Source organism: Cupriavidus gilardii (genome assembly GCF_013314895.1).
Lineage (GTDB): Bacteria > Pseudomonadota > Gammaproteobacteria > Burkholderiales > Burkholderiaceae > Cupriavidus > Cupriavidus gilardii_C.
The window spans coordinates 82833-100699 of sequence record NZ_JABTYE010000003.1; the positions used below are offsets into that span (position 1 = coordinate 82833).

The 17867-nt window shown below is 67.4% G+C and carries 15 protein-coding genes; 13 read left to right on the forward strand and 2 right to left on the reverse strand.

Annotation, left to right across the window (positions count from 1 at the left end; genetic code table 11):
- Positions 1–160: 160 nt before the first annotated feature.
- The 6 genes from xsc to HTY53_RS03820 all read left to right on the forward strand — a co-directional run bounded on the left by xsc (position 161) and on the right by HTY53_RS03820 (position 9404).
- Positions 161–1963: a sulfoacetaldehyde acetyltransferase gene (gene xsc / locus HTY53_RS03795; RefSeq protein ID WP_174105142.1), complete on the forward strand. Its 1803-nt coding sequence runs from the start codon at positions 161–163 to the stop codon at positions 1961–1963.
- A 202-nt stretch (positions 1964–2165) separates the two neighbouring features.
- Positions 2166–3566, forward strand: a complete 1401-nt coding sequence (locus tag HTY53_RS03800; RefSeq protein WP_174105314.1) for an amino acid permease — start codon at positions 2166–2168, stop codon at positions 3564–3566.
- A gap of 408 nt (positions 3567–3974) precedes the next feature.
- The gene (locus HTY53_RS03805; RefSeq protein WP_174105315.1) at positions 3975–4346 is read left to right on the forward strand and encodes a nuclear transport factor 2 family protein; all 372 of its coding nucleotides are present in this window, start codon (positions 3975–3977) and stop codon (positions 4344–4346) included.
- A 41-nt stretch (positions 4347–4387) separates the two neighbouring features.
- Positions 4388–5860: an NAD(P)/FAD-dependent oxidoreductase gene (locus HTY53_RS03810; RefSeq protein WP_174105143.1), complete on the forward strand. Its 1473-nt coding sequence runs from the start codon at positions 4388–4390 to the stop codon at positions 5858–5860.
- Between the two features lie 196 nt (positions 5861–6056).
- Positions 6057–7571, forward strand: a complete 1515-nt coding sequence (locus tag HTY53_RS03815; protein ID WP_174105144.1) for a PLP-dependent aminotransferase family protein — start codon at positions 6057–6059, stop codon at positions 7569–7571.
- A gap of 255 nt (positions 7572–7826) precedes the next feature.
- Complete coding sequence (locus HTY53_RS03820) at positions 7827–9404, forward strand: tannase/feruloyl esterase family alpha/beta hydrolase (RefSeq protein WP_174105145.1); 1578 nt, start codon at positions 7827–7829, stop codon at positions 9402–9404.
- A gap of 210 nt (positions 9405–9614) precedes the next feature.
- On the opposite strand, the gene HTY53_RS03825 is transcribed toward HTY53_RS03820, so the two are convergent.
- Both HTY53_RS03825 and HTY53_RS03830 read right to left on the reverse strand, forming a co-directional pair.
- Entirely contained in the window at positions 9615–10034 is a 420-nt protein-coding gene (locus HTY53_RS03825; protein ID WP_174105146.1) for a hypothetical protein, read from the reverse strand.
- A complete protein-coding gene (locus tag HTY53_RS03830; protein ID WP_174105147.1) occupies positions 10024–10296 on the reverse strand; it encodes a hypothetical protein in 273 nt (90 codons plus the stop codon). Before HTY53_RS03830 ends, HTY53_RS03825 begins: the two co-directional genes overlap by 11 nt.
- A 42-nt stretch (positions 10297–10338) precedes the next feature.
- On the opposite strand from HTY53_RS03830, the gene HTY53_RS03835 reads away from it, so the two are divergent.
- From HTY53_RS03835 to HTY53_RS03865, 7 genes are all read left to right on the forward strand, one after another.
- Entirely contained in the window at positions 10339–11061 is a 723-nt protein-coding gene (locus HTY53_RS03835) for a protein-L-isoaspartate(D-aspartate) O-methyltransferase (RefSeq protein ID WP_254599793.1), read from the forward strand.
- A 95-nt stretch (positions 11062–11156) separates the two neighbouring features.
- Complete coding sequence (locus HTY53_RS03840; RefSeq protein ID WP_254599794.1) at positions 11157–12503, forward strand: erythromycin esterase family protein; 1347 nt, start codon at positions 11157–11159, stop codon at positions 12501–12503.
- A gap of 109 nt (positions 12504–12612) precedes the next feature.
- Positions 12613–13545, forward strand: coding sequence for a LysR family transcriptional regulator (locus tag HTY53_RS03845; RefSeq protein WP_174105148.1), 933 nt, complete (start codon positions 12613–12615; stop codon positions 13543–13545).
- Between the two features lie 111 nt (positions 13546–13656).
- Positions 13657–14823, forward strand: coding sequence for a CaiB/BaiF CoA transferase family protein (locus HTY53_RS03850; protein ID WP_174105149.1), 1167 nt, complete (start codon positions 13657–13659; stop codon positions 14821–14823).
- Between the two features lie 93 nt (positions 14824–14916).
- Positions 14917–15873, forward strand: a complete 957-nt coding sequence (locus HTY53_RS03855; protein WP_174105318.1) for a Bug family tripartite tricarboxylate transporter substrate binding protein — start codon at positions 14917–14919, stop codon at positions 15871–15873.
- A 7-nt stretch (positions 15874–15880) separates the two neighbouring features.
- Entirely contained in the window at positions 15881–16675 is a 795-nt protein-coding gene (locus HTY53_RS03860; protein ID WP_174105150.1) for an enoyl-CoA hydratase, read from the forward strand.
- A 162-nt stretch (positions 16676–16837) separates the two neighbouring features.
- The gene (locus HTY53_RS03865; RefSeq protein ID WP_174105151.1) at positions 16838–17590 is read left to right on the forward strand and encodes a M48 family metallopeptidase; all 753 of its coding nucleotides are present in this window, start codon (positions 16838–16840) and stop codon (positions 17588–17590) included.
- Positions 17591–17867 lie beyond the last annotated feature (277 nt).

Below are 17867 nucleotides of genomic sequence, written 5' to 3' on the forward strand. Positions count from 1 at the left end.
CATATCCAGTCTCACTTTTTGGCACAACTCATTCCGTTTAATGGATTTTCCTATTGACGCTGCCAGCGCGTCGTCCTACATTTCAGCAAAACGACAGTTTTCGGTACGACATGTACCGTTTTATGAATCACAACGAACCCAACCTCCGGAGACCGCAAGCATGTCCGACCACACCCCCACCGCCGGCCCGCAAGCCATGACGCCTTCCGAGGCCTTTGTCGAAACCCTCGCCGCCAATGGCGTCACCGATATGTTCGGCATCATGGGCTCGGCCTTCATGGATGCGATGGACATCTTCGCGCCCGCCGGCATTCGCCTGATCCCGGTCGTGCATGAACAGGGCGCCGGCCATATGGCAGACGGCTATGCCCGCGTGTCGGGCCGCCACGGCGTGGTAATCGGCCAGAACGGCCCCGGCATCAGCAACTGTGTGACTGCGATCGCCGCGGCCTACTGGGCGCACAGCCCGGTCGTGATCGTCACGCCCGAGGCCGGCACCATGGGCATCGGCCTGGGCGGCTTCCAGGAAGCCAACCAGCTGCCGATGTTCCAGGAGTTCACCAAGTACCAGGGCCATGTCACCCACCCGGCGCGCATGGCGGAATTCACCGGCCGCTGCTTCGATCGTGCGATGGCCGAGATGGGTCCGACCCAGCTGAACATCCCGCGCGACTACTTCTACGGCCAGATCAAGGCCGAGATCCCGCAGCCGCGCCGGCTGGACCGCGGCCCCGGCGGCGAGCAGAGCCTGGACGAAGCGGCCGAGCTGCTGGCCCAGGCCAGGTTCCCGGTGATCATCTCCGGCGGCGGCGTAGTGATGGCCGATGGCGTCGAGGAATGCAAGGCGCTGGCCGAGCGGCTCGGCGCACCGGTGGTCAACAGCTACCTGCACAACGACTCGTTCCCGGCGAGCCACCCGCTGTGGTGCGGCCCGCTCGGCTACCAGGGCTCGAAGGCCGCGATGAAGCTGATCTCGCGCGCCGACGTCGTGGTCGCGCTCGGCTCGCGCCTCGGACCGTTCGGCACGCTGCCGCAGCACGGCATGGACTACTGGCCGAAGACAGCCAAGATCATCCAGATCGACGCCGATCACAAGATGCTGGGGCTGGTGAAGAAAATCTCGGTGGGCATCTGCGGCGACGCCAAGGCGGCCGCCGTCGCGCTGACCGAACGGCTGGCCAACCGCACGCTGGCTTGCGACGCAACCCGCGCGGCACGCGCGGACCAGATCGCCACCGAGAAGGCGGCCTGGGAGAAGGAACTGGACGAATGGACGCACGAGCGCGACCCCTTCAGCCTCGACATGATCGAGGAGCAGAAGAACGAGCGCACCCCCAACGGCGGCACCTACCTGCATCCGCGCCAGGTGCTGCGCGAACTCGAGAAGGCCATGCCGGCCGACGTGATGGTGTCGACCGATATCGGCAACATCAACTCGGTGGCCAACAGCTATCTGCGCTTCGAGAAGCCGCGCAGCTTCTTCGCGGCGATGAGCTGGGGCAACTGCGGCTACGCCTTTCCGACCATCATCGGCGCCAAGGTAGCGGCGCCGCACCGGCCGGCAATCTCGTATGCCGGCGATGGCGCCTGGGGCATGAGCCTGATGGAAACCATGACCTGCGTGCGCCACAACATCCCGGTGACCGCGGTGGTCTTCCACAACCGCCAGTGGGGCGCGGAGAAGAAGAACCAGGTGGACTTCTACAATCGCCGCTTCGTCGCCGGCGAACTGGACAACCCGAGCTTCGCCAATATCGCACGCGCGATGGGTGCCGAAGGCATCGTGGTCGATCGGCTCGAAGACGTGGGCCCCGCGCTGAAGAAGGCCATCGACCTGCAGATGAACCACGGCAAGACCACGATCGTGGAGATCATGTGCACGCGTGAGCTGGGCGATCCGTTCCGCCGCGATGCCCTGTCCAAGCCGGTCCGCCTGCTCGACAAGTACAAGGATTACGTATAACGGAAGCAACGAGGCGCGCGGTGCGGCCCGGCCGCGCCGCGCGATCACGGCCTCCGGGGCCGCCGCAGCAATGCGGCCCCGGACAGACAAAACAAAGACAGCGAAGCCGTGACGACACCATCATGAGAAGCACTGGAGACAAAAATTGCTGGATAACCCCGAGGGCTCGCGCGGCCTCAAGCACAGCCTGAAACAGCGCCACATGACGATGATCGCGCTCGGCGGCGTGATCGGTGCCGGACTGTTCGTCGGCAGCGGCGTGGTGATCAAGTCGGCCGGCCCGGCGGCCGTCCTGTCCTTTCTGCTGACCGGCATGCTGGTGGTGCTGGTGATGCGGATGCTCGGCGAGATGGCCTGCGCGCTGCCCACCGTCGGCTCCTTCTACGAATACGCGCGCGAAGCGTGGCGCGGCAAACCCGAGGCCGGCGCGCTGGCCAGCTTCCTGACCGGCTGGATGTACTGGTACTTCTGGGTCATCGTGGTGGCCATCGAAGCGGTGGCCGGCGCCGACCTGATCCGCTACTGGCTGCCAGACGTGCCCTCCTGGGCCATCAGCCTGGTGCTGCTGGTGATGCTGACGCTGACCAACCTGTTCTCGGTCAAGTCCTTCGGCGAATTCGAGTTCTGGTTCGCCTCGATCAAGGTGGCCGCGATCGTCGTGTTCCTGTTCCTGGCCGGCCTGTTCGTGCTCGGCATGTGGCCCGATACCGCGCCCAGCGTCGCCAACCTCAGCGCGCATGGCGGCTTCGCGCCCAACGGCATCATGCCGGTGCTGACTGGTGCGGTGGCGGCGACGGGGTTCTACTTCGGCGCGGAGATCGTGACCATCGCCGCGGCCGAGACCGCGGAGCCGCAGAAGGCGGTGGCCAAGGCGACCCATTCGGTGATCACGCGCGTGCTGGTGTTCTACGTCGGCTCGGTGCTGCTGGTGGTGTGCCTGGTACCGTGGAACTCGCCCGGCATCGCCACGCCGTATGTCAGCGCGCTCGACGCGATGGGCATCCGCGGCGCGGCGCAGGTGATGAACGCGGTGGTGCTGACCGCGGTGCTGTCGGCACTGAACTCGGGCCTGTATGCGTCGTCGCGGATGATCTTTGCACTGACGCGCCGCGGCGATGCTCCGGCGGCGCTCGCCAAGCTCAATCGCAATGGCGTGCCGGTCCGCGCGATCCTGTTCTCCACGCTGTTCGGCTATGCCGCGGTGGTGATGTCCTACGTGTCGCCCGATACGGTGTTCGCCTTCCTGGTCAACTCCTACGGCACGGTGGCGATCTTCGTCTACATCCTGATCGCGGTATCGCAGCTGCGGCTGCGCGCCCGGCTCGAGCGCGAGGCACCGGAAAAGCTCCGCGTGCGCATGTGGATGTATCCGTATCTGACCTATGTGGCGATCTTCGGCATGACCGGCATTGTCGTGGCAATGGCCTTCATCCCGGACCAGCGCAAGCCGCTGCTGCTCGGCGTGGTCAGCCTCGGCATCCTGCTGCTGGTCTATCTGGTGCGACGGCAGTACCGCCGCGGCGCGGCGTTGCGCGACAGCGAGATCGACCCGCACCAGCAGCATCTGGGCGACATGCCGCGGGCCGAAGTGCATCGGCTCTGACGTTCACAGAGGCTGGCGAGCGCGCTGCCCTCTCCCCCGACCCCTCTCCCGCAAGCGGGAGAGGGGAGATGGGGCAGGCGAATGCCCAGACATATCGCACGCCGATGACGCGCTCCCCTCTCCCGCCATGCGGGAGAGGGGCTGGGGGAGAGGGCCAGCGCCCCCACCAGCGACAAACGCTGGCCCAATCGATTCCATCCAACTGGCCCTACAGCGCGTCCCGGCGCTTCCCTATGCTGGGAACGTGCAAGGACCGGGTCCGCTGCCGCGCGGACCGCAACAATATTCGAGGAGATTCAAGTGGAGTACGCAAGCAAGCAGGCCGGCACCGAAGCCAGGATCGCGGCCGACAGCAACCCGTCCGGACAGCAGGCCGGTGGCGCCAGCGGCGGCGTCACCGCCGCCACGCTGCAGGCCTTCAGCGATGCCTGGAACCGCCACGACATCGACGCGCTGATGTCCTTCATGACCGACGACTGCGTGTTCCACGCGGTGGCCGGCGGCGAGCTGTTCGGCCGCACGTTCCGTGGGCGCGAGGCGGTACGGGAGGGCTTCCAGCTGGCCTGGCAGACCTTCCCCGACGCGGCCTGGCTCGACGGCGAGCATTTCGTCTGCGGCGATCGCGGCGTCAGCGAATCGACCTTCCGCGGCACCAAGGCCGACGGCTCGCGCATCGAGGCACGCATGGTCGACGTGTTCACCTTCCGCGACGGCAAGATCGCGGTCAAGAACGCCTATCGCAAGGACCGTCCCGCGCTCGCGGCCGGTTCGCGCGGCTGATCGAACGCGTCGCCGAACGCGTCGCCAACAGGAGCGCAGCGATGGAAGCCATTGCCGATATCACCGCCATCGGACGAGAGACCGGAACGCCGGGTCAGGCCGGTGGACAGTCCGGACCGACGGGTCCATCCCGGCCCTACGATCCCGCCTATGACCCGCTGGTCGCGCCGACACCCGGCCAGGGCCGCGACTACGCGCCGACCTACTGGATCGGCACCGCCGGCGAGCCGCCGCCCGACGACGGTCCGATCACGCACGACGTCGACGTCGATGTCGCCATCATCGGCTCGGGCTTCACCGGGCTGACCTGCGCGATCTTCCTCGCGCAGGAACACGGCATCAAGGCCACCGTGCTGGAGGCCAACCGCGTCAGCTGGGGCTGCAGCACGCGCAATGGCGGCCAGGCGCAATGCGCCTCGGGCCGGCTCAAGCGCTCGCAATGGATCCAGCGCTACGGCCTGGACGCCGCGCTGCGGCTGCACGAGGAAGTGTGCGCGGGCATGGAGACCTTCAAGACGCTGATCCGCGATATCGACTGCGATCCGCAGCCGGGCGGTCATCTGTATATCGCGCATCGTCCGCAGGCGATGCCGGCGCTGGAGAAGGAAGCCAAGCTGCTGCGCGAGGTGTTCCACTACGACGCCCGCATCCTCGATGCCGACACCGTCAAGCGCGAATACGTCGACGACAAGGAAGCCGCCGGCGCGATGCATGAGCCCGAGGGCATCGGCATCCATGCCGGCAAGCTGGCATTCGGCTACCTGCGCCGCGCCCGCGCGCTGGGCGCCACCGTGCATCCGTCGAGCCCGGTGCTCGACTGGACCACGCGCGACGGCGTGCACTATCTGCGCACGCCGGGCGGCATCGTACGGGCGCGCGCGGTCGGCGTCGCCACCGGCGGCTATACCTCGCAGAATCTGCATCCGCATCTGAAGAACCGGCTGTTCCCGATCCTGTCGAACTCGATCGTGACGCGGCCGCTGACGCCCGACGAAATCGCGGCCTGCAACTTCCGCACGACGCAGGTCATCACCGACACCCGGATCCTGCGCCACTACTACCGGCTGATGCCGGACGGCCGCCTGCAGATCGGCAGCCGCAGCGCGATCACCGGCACCGATGCGCCGCAGCCCCGGTACGAGCAGAAGCTGGTCGACGACATGGTGCGCAAGTTCCCGGCGCTCAAGGGCATACCGATCGACTACTCGTGGTGGGGCTGGGTCGACGTCAGCCACGACATGATGCCGCGCATCTTCCGGCCCGATCCCGCGCAGACGATCTATTACGCGATGGGCTACGGCGGCAATGGCGTCATGTACTCGGCCCAGGCAGGCCGGCGCATGGCCGCGATGATCGCCGGCAAGAACCCTGGCCCGGAGCTGCCGATCTTCCGTTCGGCGCTGCCCTTTCCCAATGTGCGCGAATGGGTCGAATCGCCGGCCTTTGCACCGTTCCGGCGGCTGGGGCAGCGGTTCCTGTACCACTGGTATCACCTGAAGGACGACGTGCTGTAGTTCAGGAGCGAGCCGTACCCATGCGGCTCGCATACCGCAAACACGCTCCCTCTCCCACTTGTGGGAGAGGGGAGCAAACCCGCCAGCGGCACACGGCCTTCGATCACCGGCTTTCCACCCATACCCCCTCCCCGCCCCTTGCCCGATAATGCTCCCCGATCCAAGGACGAAACCGACGATACGGAGCGCGAACGGCATGGCCACGGCGGGCAAGGGAAACACCTTCTGGAATCGGCTGCTGCAATTGCCGGCCGATTCGGGCCTGAGCCTGCAGGCCCAGCTGCGCCAGCAGATCGTCTCCGCGATCCTGTCGCGGCAGTTGCCCGAAGGCAGCGCGCTGCCGTCGAGCCGCGAACTGGCGGCGACGCTCGGTATCGCGCGCAATACGGTGATCCTGGCCTTCCAGCAGCTGGTCGACGAGCACTTCCTCGAGACACGGCCCCGGCGCGGGTACTTCGTCGTCGAGCAGTTGCCGAGCATGGCGCGGCCGGCGCCGTCCGGAAGCGCTGGCACACCGTCGAGCGCGAATAACGACAACGGGACTTCCGGCCCCGACTGGCGCGAGCGGCTGCCCGACATCAGCGGGCTGCGCGCCATCGTCAAGCCCAACGACTGGCAGAACTATCCGTATCCCTTCATCTATGGCCAGTTCGACCCGGCGCTGTTTCCGACCGCGGACTGGCGCGAATGCTCGCGCATGGCGCTGGCCGTGCTGGAAATCCGCGGCTGGGCCTCCGACCTGATCGACCGCGACGATCCGCTGCTGATCGAGCAGTTGCAGCGGCACGTGCTGCCGCGCCGCGGCGTCTGGGCCAATCCGGACGAGATCATGGTCACACTGGGCGCGCAGCATGCGCTGTATCTGTTGGCGGATCTGCTGATGCGTGACGCCGTGGTCGGGCTGGAGGAACCTGGCTACAGCGATGCGCGCGCGATCTTCGGCATGCGGGCAAGGGAGGTGGTGCCGCTGCCGGTCGACGACTCGGGTCTGCGTCCGGAAGGTCAGCTCTCGCGCTGCGACTATGCCTTCGTCACGCCAAGCTACCAGTGCCCGACCACGGTGACGATGCCGCTGGACCGGCGCGAGGCGCTGCTCGCCGAGGCGCACCGGCACGACGTGGTGCTGATCGAGGACGACTACGACACCGAAAATCCCGCGCTGACGCAGCCGATTCCCGCGCTGAAAAGCCTCGATCGCGAAGGCCGCGTGATCTATGTCGGCAGCCTGTCGAAGTCCTTCGTGCCCGGCATCCGGCTCGGCTATATCGTCGCCCCGAGCTCGGTGATCCGCCAGGCGCGGGCGCTGCGGCGCTACATGCTTCGGCATCCGCCGGCCAACAACCAGCGCGCCACCGCGCTGTTCATCTCGCTGGGCCACCACGATGCGCTGCTGCGGCGCGTCGCGCCGATCTTCCAGCGCCGCGCCGCGGTGCTGGGCGACATGCTGGCGCGGCATCTGCCGCAATGCCGCGTACAGAATTCGCCGGGGGCGTCGTCGTTCTGGGTCGAGGGTCCGCCGGGACTCGACGCGCGCAAGCTCGGGGATGTCGCGCTGCGGCATGGCGTGATCATCGAGCCGGGCGATGTGTTCTTTGCCGCCGACGGACCGTCGCCGCACTTCCGCCTCGGTTACACGGGGATTGCCGAGGAACGGATCGAGGAAGGCGTCCGGCTGCTGGCCCGGTTGATCGAGCACGAGCGTCGGCGCTGAAGCGCGACGATTTCCTTTCCCATCTTTGGTGCGCAACACGCAGCGCGCCGAGCACTTCGCAGACGGACCTAGGGCAAGTCCCGATGCCAATGCGTCGCGATTGTCCCCGCGGCGACAATCCGCGTCCTCCCGTGCGCCTATTCTTCCTTCGAGCCGCCCCAATGCAGCAGCCGCCGTTCGAGTTTGCGCCGGATCAGTGTCGAGGGGCAGGTCGCGACCGTCCTGGCCTGACTCCATGACAACGAAGGAGACGACATGGCACAGACTTGCGCTTCGCATTGGCATCGCATCGTCCTGACCGCCCTGACGGTGGCCGCCCTGGCCGCCTGCGGAGACAGCGACGACGACCACAAACCCCCGCCGCCGCCTCCCATGGCCAATGCGCAGCAGGCGTGCGCGCAGCTTGCCGGGAAGACCGTCGCCGGCGCGACAGTCACGGCAGCCGCCACCGTCGCGGCAAGCGGTCCGCAACCGCTGTTCTGCAAGGTCAACGCGACCATTCCGCCGCAATTGAACCTGGAACTGCGGCTTCCGGACCAGTGGAACGGCAAGCTGTATTACGGCGGCGGCGGCGGTTACAACGGGTCGATCCCGGGTATCGAGGTGCCGACCAACCTCGCGGCGCTGAAGCAGGGCTACGCCACCGTCAATAGCGACTCCGGCCATTCGGGCAACGGGCTGTCGGCGGATTTCGCCCTCGACGATCCGCACGCGGCCAGCCTGTTTGGCTATCAGTCGGTGCCGACCGTGATGTCCTCCGCGCGCGAGATGCTGCAGACCGCCTATGGCAAGGCGCCGGAACGCTCCTATTTCGAGGGCTGTTCCAATGGCGGCCGCGAAGCGCTGATGGCGGCGCAACGCAATCCGAACCTCTTCGACGGCATCATCGCGCGCGCGCCAGCCTACAACTGGGTCGGCTTCATGGGGGCATTCAATCGCAATGCGAAGGCGCTCGCGGCGCCCGGCGGCGCGTTCAACGCGGCAAAGACCGGTCTGCTGGCAAGGGCGGTGCGCGATGCCTGCGATGCGCAGGATGGCATCGCCGACGGCGTGGTGTCGAATCCGCAGTCCTGCCGCTTCGATCCGGCGGTCCTTCGCTGTTCCGGCGGTTCGGATGCCGGCGACACGTGCCTGTCGGACGCGCAGCTGGCGGTCGTGCAATCGTGGACGTCCCCGGCGGTATGGGCCAACGGCACCTACTCCAATGCGGGCTGGGCACTGACCGGAAACGAGGACGACCCGGGAGCCTGGGGCGTTTGGCTGACGGGCAACGGCAATCTGAACATGGCGCTGCAATTCCTCTTCCAGGACACCACGGTAAAGAACTATCTGGCGCGCGACCGCTCGCAGGACTCGCTGACCTATACCTGGGACAGCAACGTCAGCGCGCTTGCCAACCTGTCCAACCTGAACGACGCGACCAACATCGACCTGCGGCCATTGAAGAACAGCAACGCCAAACTGATCCTCTGGCACGGCACCAACGACGCTGCCCTCAGCTTCAAGGCAACCAATGCCTATTACGAAGGGATGGTGGGCGCAGTCGGTGGACAGGCAGCGGCGGACGAGTTCGTCCGCTACTACCTGGCGCCGGGCGTCAACCATTGCGCCGGCGGACCCGGCGCGGATCAGACCGATCTGTTGACCACGCTCGATACCTGGGTGACCAAGGGCACCGCGCCGGGGACGCTGACCGCCACGAAGGAGATCAACGGCGCCACCGCGTTCACGCGTCCACTGTGCCGATATCCGCAATACCCGCGCTATACGGGGCCGGCGAACGACGCGGCAGCCGCGGCGCAGGCGTCGAACTATACGTGCACTGCGCCGTAAGCGTGGGACAAACGCTTCGGCTCGCTGCTACTCGCTCCCCTCTCCCGCCACGCGGGAGAGGGGTTGGGGGAGAGGGTCGTTCGCAACAGCGATGTCGCAGCCTGAATCGCCCTGCCCTCTCCCCCACCCGTCTGCCACAAGTGGGAGAGGGGAGCCTTCTGCCAGCGCTCCCGCTACATCGTCGCACCGCGAACGTGCCCAGGTCCGCGGTTACTGCGCTCTAGCGCCCGCCTCCGTCGTCGCCGTCATCCCGCCCAGCGCCGCCGCGGGATTCCACGTAAAGAACCGCATCCACGCATCGAGCCAGCGTCCCTGCATGTCGGCGCCGATCTCCCAGGCGGTCTGGCCATACTTCGTTGCCATCGACAACGCCGGGGCGGGCGCGGTGATCTGCTGCGCAAGGCGCTCGTCGGGGTCCCACTTCCAGACCCACGACGTCCACTGGAAGCCGGCCTCCTCCATCAGCGCGCCATAGAAGCTCCAGCCGAGCGCGGCCAGCTTCAGGTAGTCGCGCGCCAGCATGGTGGAAGCGTCGGGCACTTCGGTAACCGCGGGAATCGGCCGCTGCCCGGCCAACTGCTCGGTGGTCACATCGGTCACATCGGTGACATCGGTGACGTCAGCGGTCATCGAATTCGCGCGAGGTGCTTTGCTCTTCATCGTCATGCTCCTTGGAAGTCGCCGGACGGCGGTGGAAAAGAAGCCGAGCGGAACGCAAGAACGACGCCAGCGGCATCGCGCCCATCGCGCCGTGCAAGCGCATGGAGCATTTACACGCCTTGTACGCGGGCCCGTGCACGATCTTCCAGCAGTGCGAAGCCCGGCAAAACGACGTGATCGAAAGCACGGGGGAGTCGCCGCCGGCGTCGATGGCACGGACGATGCGTGACACCCCAGACACGACATGCGCCACATCCGCCACGCCTCGATCGCCATGACCTCCCGCCTCTTCAACGGCCCCGAAAATCAGGCCGAACATCAGCCCGAACATCAGCTCGAACGCTATCGTCTGCGCATGGTCGAGCTGCAGATCGCCGCACGCGGCATCCGCGATCCGGCGGTCCTGGCGGCCATGCGCGAGGTGCCGCGCGAGCGCTTCGTGCCCGACGCGCTGCGGCAATCGGCCTACGACGACGCACCGCTGTCGATCGGCTCCGGCCAGACCATTTCGCAGCCCTATATCGTCGCCCGCATGGTCGAGGCGGCGCGGCTGCATCCCGCCTCCCGGGTACTCGAGATCGGCACCGGCTCGGGCTATGCGGCCGCGGTGATGGCGCGCATCGCCGCCCGCGTGATTTCGGTGGAGCGCTGGCGTCGGCTGGCCGAGCGCGCCAGCGACGTGCTGCGCGCGCTGGGCTTCGATAACGTCGAGGTCCACCTGGCCGACGGCACCGCCGGCTGGGAAGCGGGCGCGCCCTACGACGCCATCGTGTCCGCCGCGGCCAGCCCCGACATCCCCGCCGCATGGCTGGCGCAGCTGGCGCCGGGCGGCACGCTGGTGATGCCGCACGGCCATCCCGGTCATGCGCAGCGGCTTCTGCGCATCGGCAAGCGCGCGGACGGCACGCTGGAGCGCGAGGACCTCGCCGGCGTGGCCTTCGTGCCGCTGGTCGCGCGCACGGCCGAGGAGGCCGGCAACGAGAACGGCGGCGACTGAGGACCATCGACCAAGACCATTCACCACGACCACCGATCAGACCTTCGATCGAGACCCATCAATCGAGAACCATCGACGACCCGCGGAGGACCGACATGACCAGCGCACTGCACGATCCCATGACCGGCCAGGTGCTCGCCGACACCGATATCGTCGAACGGATCGCCGAGGCGGCCGAACGGCTGCCGGCCATCGACGATGCGGGATTCGCCGAGGTGGTGGACCGGTTTGCCGACTGCCGCGTGGTCCTGCTCGGCGAATCGACGCACGGCACCGCGCAGTTCTACGAGGCGCGCGCCGCCTTCACGCGACGGCTGATCGAGCGGCACGGCTTTCGCATCGTCGCGGTCGAAGCCGACTGGCCCGACGCCGCCGCGATCGACCGCTATGTCCGCCAACTGCCGGCTGCCGAACACCAGGAACCGCCGTTCCGGCGCTTTCCCACCTGGATGTGGCGCAACACATCGGTGGAGGCGCTGGTCGAATGGATGCGCGGCTACAACGCCGAACGCACGCCGGACCAGCGCGCGGGCTTCTTCGGCCTCGACATCTACAGCCTGGGCAGCTCGATCGCGACCGTGCTGGGCTATCTGAACCGCGTCGATCCCGACGGCGCGCGCGAGGCGCGCGAACGCTACGGCTGCCTGCTGCCGTGGCGCGAGGATCCGTCGCGTTACGGCCGCGCGGTGCTGAGCGGCCGGACGCGCGACTGCGAGGACGAAGTCATTGCCCAGCTGCAGGCGCTGCTGGAAAAGCAGCTGGACTACGCCATGCGCGGGCGCGAGCCCTTCTTCGACGCCGCGCAGAACGCGCATCTGGTGGCCTCGGCCGAGCAGTACTACCGGCTGATGTACTACGGCGGGCCCGAAAGCTGGAACCTGCGCGACACCCATATGTTCGACACGCTGGCGCGTCTGCTGGACACCTATGCGCCCGGTGCCAAGGCGGTGGTGTGGGCGCACAACTCGCACATCGGCGACGCGGATGCGACCGCGATGGGCCGCGACCATGGCGAGACCAATATCGGTCGGCTGTGCCGCGCGCGCTTCGGCAGGGAGGCGGCGCTGATCGGCTTTTCCACGTCGCGCGGCACCGTGGCCGCCGCGTCCGACTGGGACGGACCGATGCAGGTGATGGACGTCGTGCCCGCGCGCGCCGACAGCTACGAGGCGCTGTTCCGGCGCACCGGTATCGACCGCTGCTTCATCGACCTGCGCGAAGGCGTCCACGAGCAGGCGCGCGCGCTGCTGACGGTGCCGCGCCAGGAACGCTTCATCGGCGTGGTGTATCGGCCCGATACCGAATTCGCCAGCCACTATGCGTTCGCCTGCCTGCCGCAGCAGTTCGACGCGCTGGCATGGTTCGACCGCACCGAGGCCGTGAAGGCCTTGCCCACTGCGGCGCGCACCGGCATGCCGGACACCTACCCGTTCGGCCTGTAGCCACGGCGCGGCAACGCCGGCGTGCGGCGCGAGGCGGGGCTTAGAATGCGGCACGGGCCACGCAATGCATTGCCCGGCCCGCCCCGACCGACCCGCCAGAGAGAACCCGGTGCGCTACGAATTGACGGACCTTCGGCTGTTCCAGGCCATCGCCGAATCGCAAAGCCTGTCCGGCGGCGCCGCCGCCATTCATATCACCGCATCGGCGGCCAGCTATCGGCTCAAGAACCTCGAGCTGGCGCTGGGCACGCCGCTGTTCGTGCGCGCGGCGCGCGGCATGGAGCTGACCGCGGCCGGCACCGCGCTGCTCGGCCACGTGCGCGAGCTGCTGCGCGGCCTCGAACGGATGCATGGCGAACTCGGGCGGTTTTCCGCGGGATTGAAGGGCAATATTCGCCTGATCGCCAACAGCAGTTCGCTGAACGGCTTCATTCTGCCCAGCGTCAGCCGTTTCCTGAACGCCCATCCCGACGTCAATATCGATCTGGAGGAACGGGCCAGCCGCGAGATCGCGGCCGCCATCGCCGCGGGCGAGGCCGATGTCGGCGTGCTGGCCGGCGAGGTCGAGACGCAGGGCGTGCGCTGGATGCCGTACGCGATCGACGAGTTGATGCTCGCCGTGCCAGCCGATCATCCGCTGACGCGCGAGGCCCGGGCGCAGCCCGGCGGCGTGCGCTTCGGCGCGGCGCTGGAGCACGACTTCGTCTGCCCCGGCCGCGATACCAGCAATGTGGTCTTCCTGCGCGATACCGCGCACCGGCTGGGACGCACGCCCAATGTGCGCCTGCATGCGCCGACCTTCGATGCGGTGCTGGCGCTGGTCGAAGCCGGCGTGGGGCTGGCGCTGGTGCCGCGCAGCGTCGCCGCGGGCTCGCTGCGCGACGGCCGCGTCGTCGGGGTGCGCCTGGCCGAGGACTGGGCGCGGCGCCAGCTCAATCTGGTGCTGCCGGCGCCGGGCAAGCTGCCCGCTTTCGCCGAGGCGTTTGCCGAGTTCCTGCTGGGCGATCCGCACGTGGCCGCGACGCGCGACGTGCTGCCATGACGCCCGGCCGTACCGTTGAATTGCCGCGAACGGTGGCTTGAAGACATTCGACTGGTTGGCCGCCGGGCGCAAAAATATACTGCTCCGCGATCGAATCGACGCGGAGACCCCATGCTGCACAAGGCCCTGTCCGGCATCAAGGTGCTGGACCTGTCCCGAATCCTTGCCGGGCCCTGGTGTACCCAGAATCTGGCCGACCTCGGCGCCGAGGTCACCAAGATCGAGCATCCGGAGCGCGGCGACGATACGCGCGGCTGGGGTCCGCCCTATCTGCAGTCGGCCGATGGCAGCGAACGGATGTCGGCATACTTCGCCTGCTGCAATCGCGGCAAGCGCTCGCTGGCGATCGACTTCACCACCGCCGAGGGCAAGGCCGCCATCCTGGCGCTGGCCGACGAGGCCGACGTGCTGGTCGAGAACTTCAAGGCCGGCACGCTGCGGCGCTACGGGCTCGACTATGCGAGCCTGCAGGCGCGCAACCCGCGGCTGGTCTACCTGTCGATCACCGGCTTCGGCCAGAGCGGCCCGATGGCCGACAAGCCCGGCTACGACTACGTGTTCCAGGGCATGGGCGGCCTGATGAGCTATACCGGCCAGCCCGACGGCGAGCCCGGCGAGGGGCCGCTGCGCACCGGCGTCGCGGTGGTGGACCTGAGCACCGGCATGTATGCCACCTCGGCGGTACTGGCCGCGCTGTTCCAGCGCCAGGCCAGCGGCGTGGGGCAGCATCTTGACATCGCGCTGCTCGATGTCGCGGTGGCGCTCAACGCCAACCAGGGCGCCAACTATCTGTTCTCGGGGCGCAACCCGCCGCGCAGCGGCAATGCGCATCCGAATTGCGCGCCCTACGAGGTCTTCCGCTGCGCGGACGGCCACCTGATCCTGGCGATCGGCAACGATGCGCAGTTCGCGCGCTTCTGCGAGGTGGCCGGGCTCGCCGACCTGCCGGACGATCCGCGCTATCGCACCAACAGCGCGCGCATCGCCAATCTGCCGGCATTGCGCGCCTTGCTGGCGCAGGTATTCGCGACCCGCCCGCGCCGGCAGTGGACCGATGCCTTCGATGCGGCCGGCGTGCCATGGGGACCGATCCATTCGATCGAAGAAGTCTTCGCGCATCCGCAGGTCCGGCACCGCGGCCTGCTGCAGTACGCCGAGCATCCGGCGCTCGGCCGCATTCCGATGGTGCGCAATCCGATGGTGCGCAATCCGATGCTGCCGGACGCGCTTGCCGCCTCGCCCGCCGCACCGCCGCTGCTCGGCGAGCACGGCAGCTGATTCTTTCCTTCCCATACCGACATCCACGAGGAGACACCCTTGAAACATCCGCACCGCGCTCCGGCGCGCAAGTCCCGCCCGCCGATCTGTGCCATGCTCGCCGCGCTGATCGCCACGGCCGCCATCGCCACGCACGCGCATGCCGACAGCTTTCCCAACGAGCCGATCAAGCTGATCGTGCCCTACGCGGCCGGCGGCACCACCGACATCCTGGCGCGGATCGTCGGCACGAAAATGGGTGCGATCCTGGCGCAGCCGGTGGTGGTCGAAAACCGGCCGGGCGCGGGCGGCGCGGTCGGCAGCGCCTATGCGGCCAAGCAGCCGGCCGACGGCTACACGCTGGTGATGGAGGTCGAGAGCTCGCACGCCGTCAATCCGAACGTCTACGTGAAAACGCCGTACGACCCGGTCAAGGACTTCGCGCCGATCAGCAACCTGGCCGACGTGCCCAACGTGCTGGTGGTCAATCCGTCGTTCCCGGCGACCGACGTGGCCTCGTTCATCAAGCTGCTGAAGGCGAACCCCGGCAAGTACTCGTTCGGCTCCTCCGGCAACGGCGGCCTGAGCCACATGAACGGCGAGCTGTTCATGAGCGAGACCGGCACGCGCATGCTGCATGTCCCCTACAAGGGCCTGGGACCGGCGCTGAACGACGCGGTGGCCGGCCAGATCCAGGTGGTGTTCGACAATATTCCGTCGTCCTCGGGCCTGATCCAGGGCAAGCGCCTGAAGCCGCTGGCGGTGGCCGCGAAGCAGCGGCTCAAGCTGCTGCCCGATGTGCCGACCTACGCGGAGGCCGGGCTGCCGGCGATGAACAATCCGTCGTGGTTCGGCCTCGGCGCGCCGGCCGGCACGCCCGACGCGATCCTCGACAAGCTCAACGATGCGGTGCGCCAGGCGCTGGCCGATCCCGAGGTCATCGCCGCCATCGAGAAGCAGGGCGCGATTCCGGCATGGACCTCGCGCAAGGCCTTCGCCGACCTGATCCGCCATCAAAACCAGCACTGGAAGCGCGTCGTCGACAAGATCCAGTTCGCCAGACTGCAGTGAGGACATCATGAACGCCCCCACCCATACGGATGCCGATCCTGGCCGCCACGCCGCCGTCGTCATCGACGCGCGCGGCATTGCCACGCTGACCATCAGCGAAGCCGGCTCGCTCAATATCCTCGGCACGCCGGTGATCGCCGCGCTGACCGAGGCGGTACGCACGCTCGCCGCCGATCCGCGGGTGCGCGTGCTGATCCTGCGCGGCACCGGCGACAAGGGCTTCATCGGCGGCGCCGACATCAAGGAAATGGCCGGACTGACGCGCGACAGTGCCCAGCGCTTCATCACGGGCCTGCGTGCGCTGTGCGACGCCGTGCGGCACTGCCCGGTGCCGGTGATCGCCCGCATGCCGGGCTGGTGCCTGGGCGGCGGACTGGAGCTGGCGCTGGCCTGCGACCTGCGGATCGCCGGCGACAACGCCAACCTGGGCATGCCCGAAGTCAAGGTCGGCATTCCGTCGGTGATTCACGCCGCGCTGATGCCGCGGCTGATCGGCAATGCCCGCACGGCATGGATGCTGCTGACCGGCGAGCTGTGCGACGCCGCGCAGGCGCTGTCGTGGGGGCTGGTACATCGCGTGGTGCCGCTGGCCGAGCTCGACGCCGAGGTCGAGCGGGTGGCGCAATTGCTGGCCGGCTTCGGTCCGACGGTGGTGCGCCAGCAGAAACGGCTGCTGCGCCAATGGGAGGATCAGCCGGTCGATACGGCGATCGCCGACAGCGTCGCCGAATTCGGCAGCGCATTCGATACCGGCGAGCCGCAGCGCTTTATGGCGGAATTTGTCAATCGCAAGCGATCCTGATGCGGCAATGGCCGCCAATAGTCCTGAAACGCCGGCCCGCCCGGCGTTTTTTAATGACCGTTGTTTGCAATGCAGGATTGAAAAAAACCGTACAATGCGGCGCCTTTTATTTGTCGGGCACGCTTGATACGAATTAATAAAAATCCAGGGGCAATTCAACGCATGAAAACCGTTCTCTCTCTCACCCTGCTTTCCACCTGCGCCGCCGCGCTGATCGCCGGCTGCGCCGGCAGCAATGTCAATGGCCTGGTCGATGCCGGCGGCTCGCTGTTCAAGGCCGCCACGCTGTCGGACGCCGACGTCAAGACGCTGTCGGAACAGGCCTGCGCCGAATCGGACAAGGAAAACAGGATCGCGCCGGCCAACAGCCCGTACACCAAGCGCCTGACCGCGATCATGGCCGGCCTGAAGGACAGCGGCGTGCCGGTCCAGGCGAAGGTCTACCTGACCAAGGACGTCAACGCCTGGGCGATGGCCAACGGCTGCGTGCGCGTCTACAGCGGCCTGATGGACATGATGAACAACGACGAGGTGCGCGGCGTGCTCGGCCATGAAATCGGCCACGTGGCACTGGGCCACAGCAAGAGCCAGATGCAGGTGGCCTACACCGCCGTCGCCGCGCGCGGCGCGCTGGCCGCCAGCGCCAACGGCACGGTGGCCGCGCTGTCGCAATCGCAGCTGGGCGATCTGTCGGAGAAGCTGATCAATGCGCAGTTCTCGCAGGCGCAGGAAACCGCGGCCGACGATTACTCGTTCGACCTGCTGACGAAGAACAAGGCCAATCGCCAGGGCCTGGTGACGGCCTTCGAGAAGCTGGCCAAGCTCGATGGCGGCAAGTCGGGCATGTTCGATTCGCATCCGGGCTCGGCCGATCGCGCCAAGCGCATGCAAAGCCGTCTGGCCAAGGGCAGCTGAGGCGCCGCGGGACCTCGATTGACCTGAATCGCCGATCGGGCGAAGCGCTTTGGCGCTTCGCCCTTTTCGTATCGGCACGCTTTGGACGTCTTCACGGACAGGTCAATCCGGTGGTTGGCGACTGCGGTGCAGCTTTTTTACAACGTGATTTTCACCTTACTTATAGGTGTCATAAAAGCAAGCGAAGATCGCCCCCGTTTGCGCCGGCAGGGGTTCACGGGTCGAACCCGCGCCACGCTGCCGGCGGCAGACCTGTTCAGTCTTCCATCACCAGTCA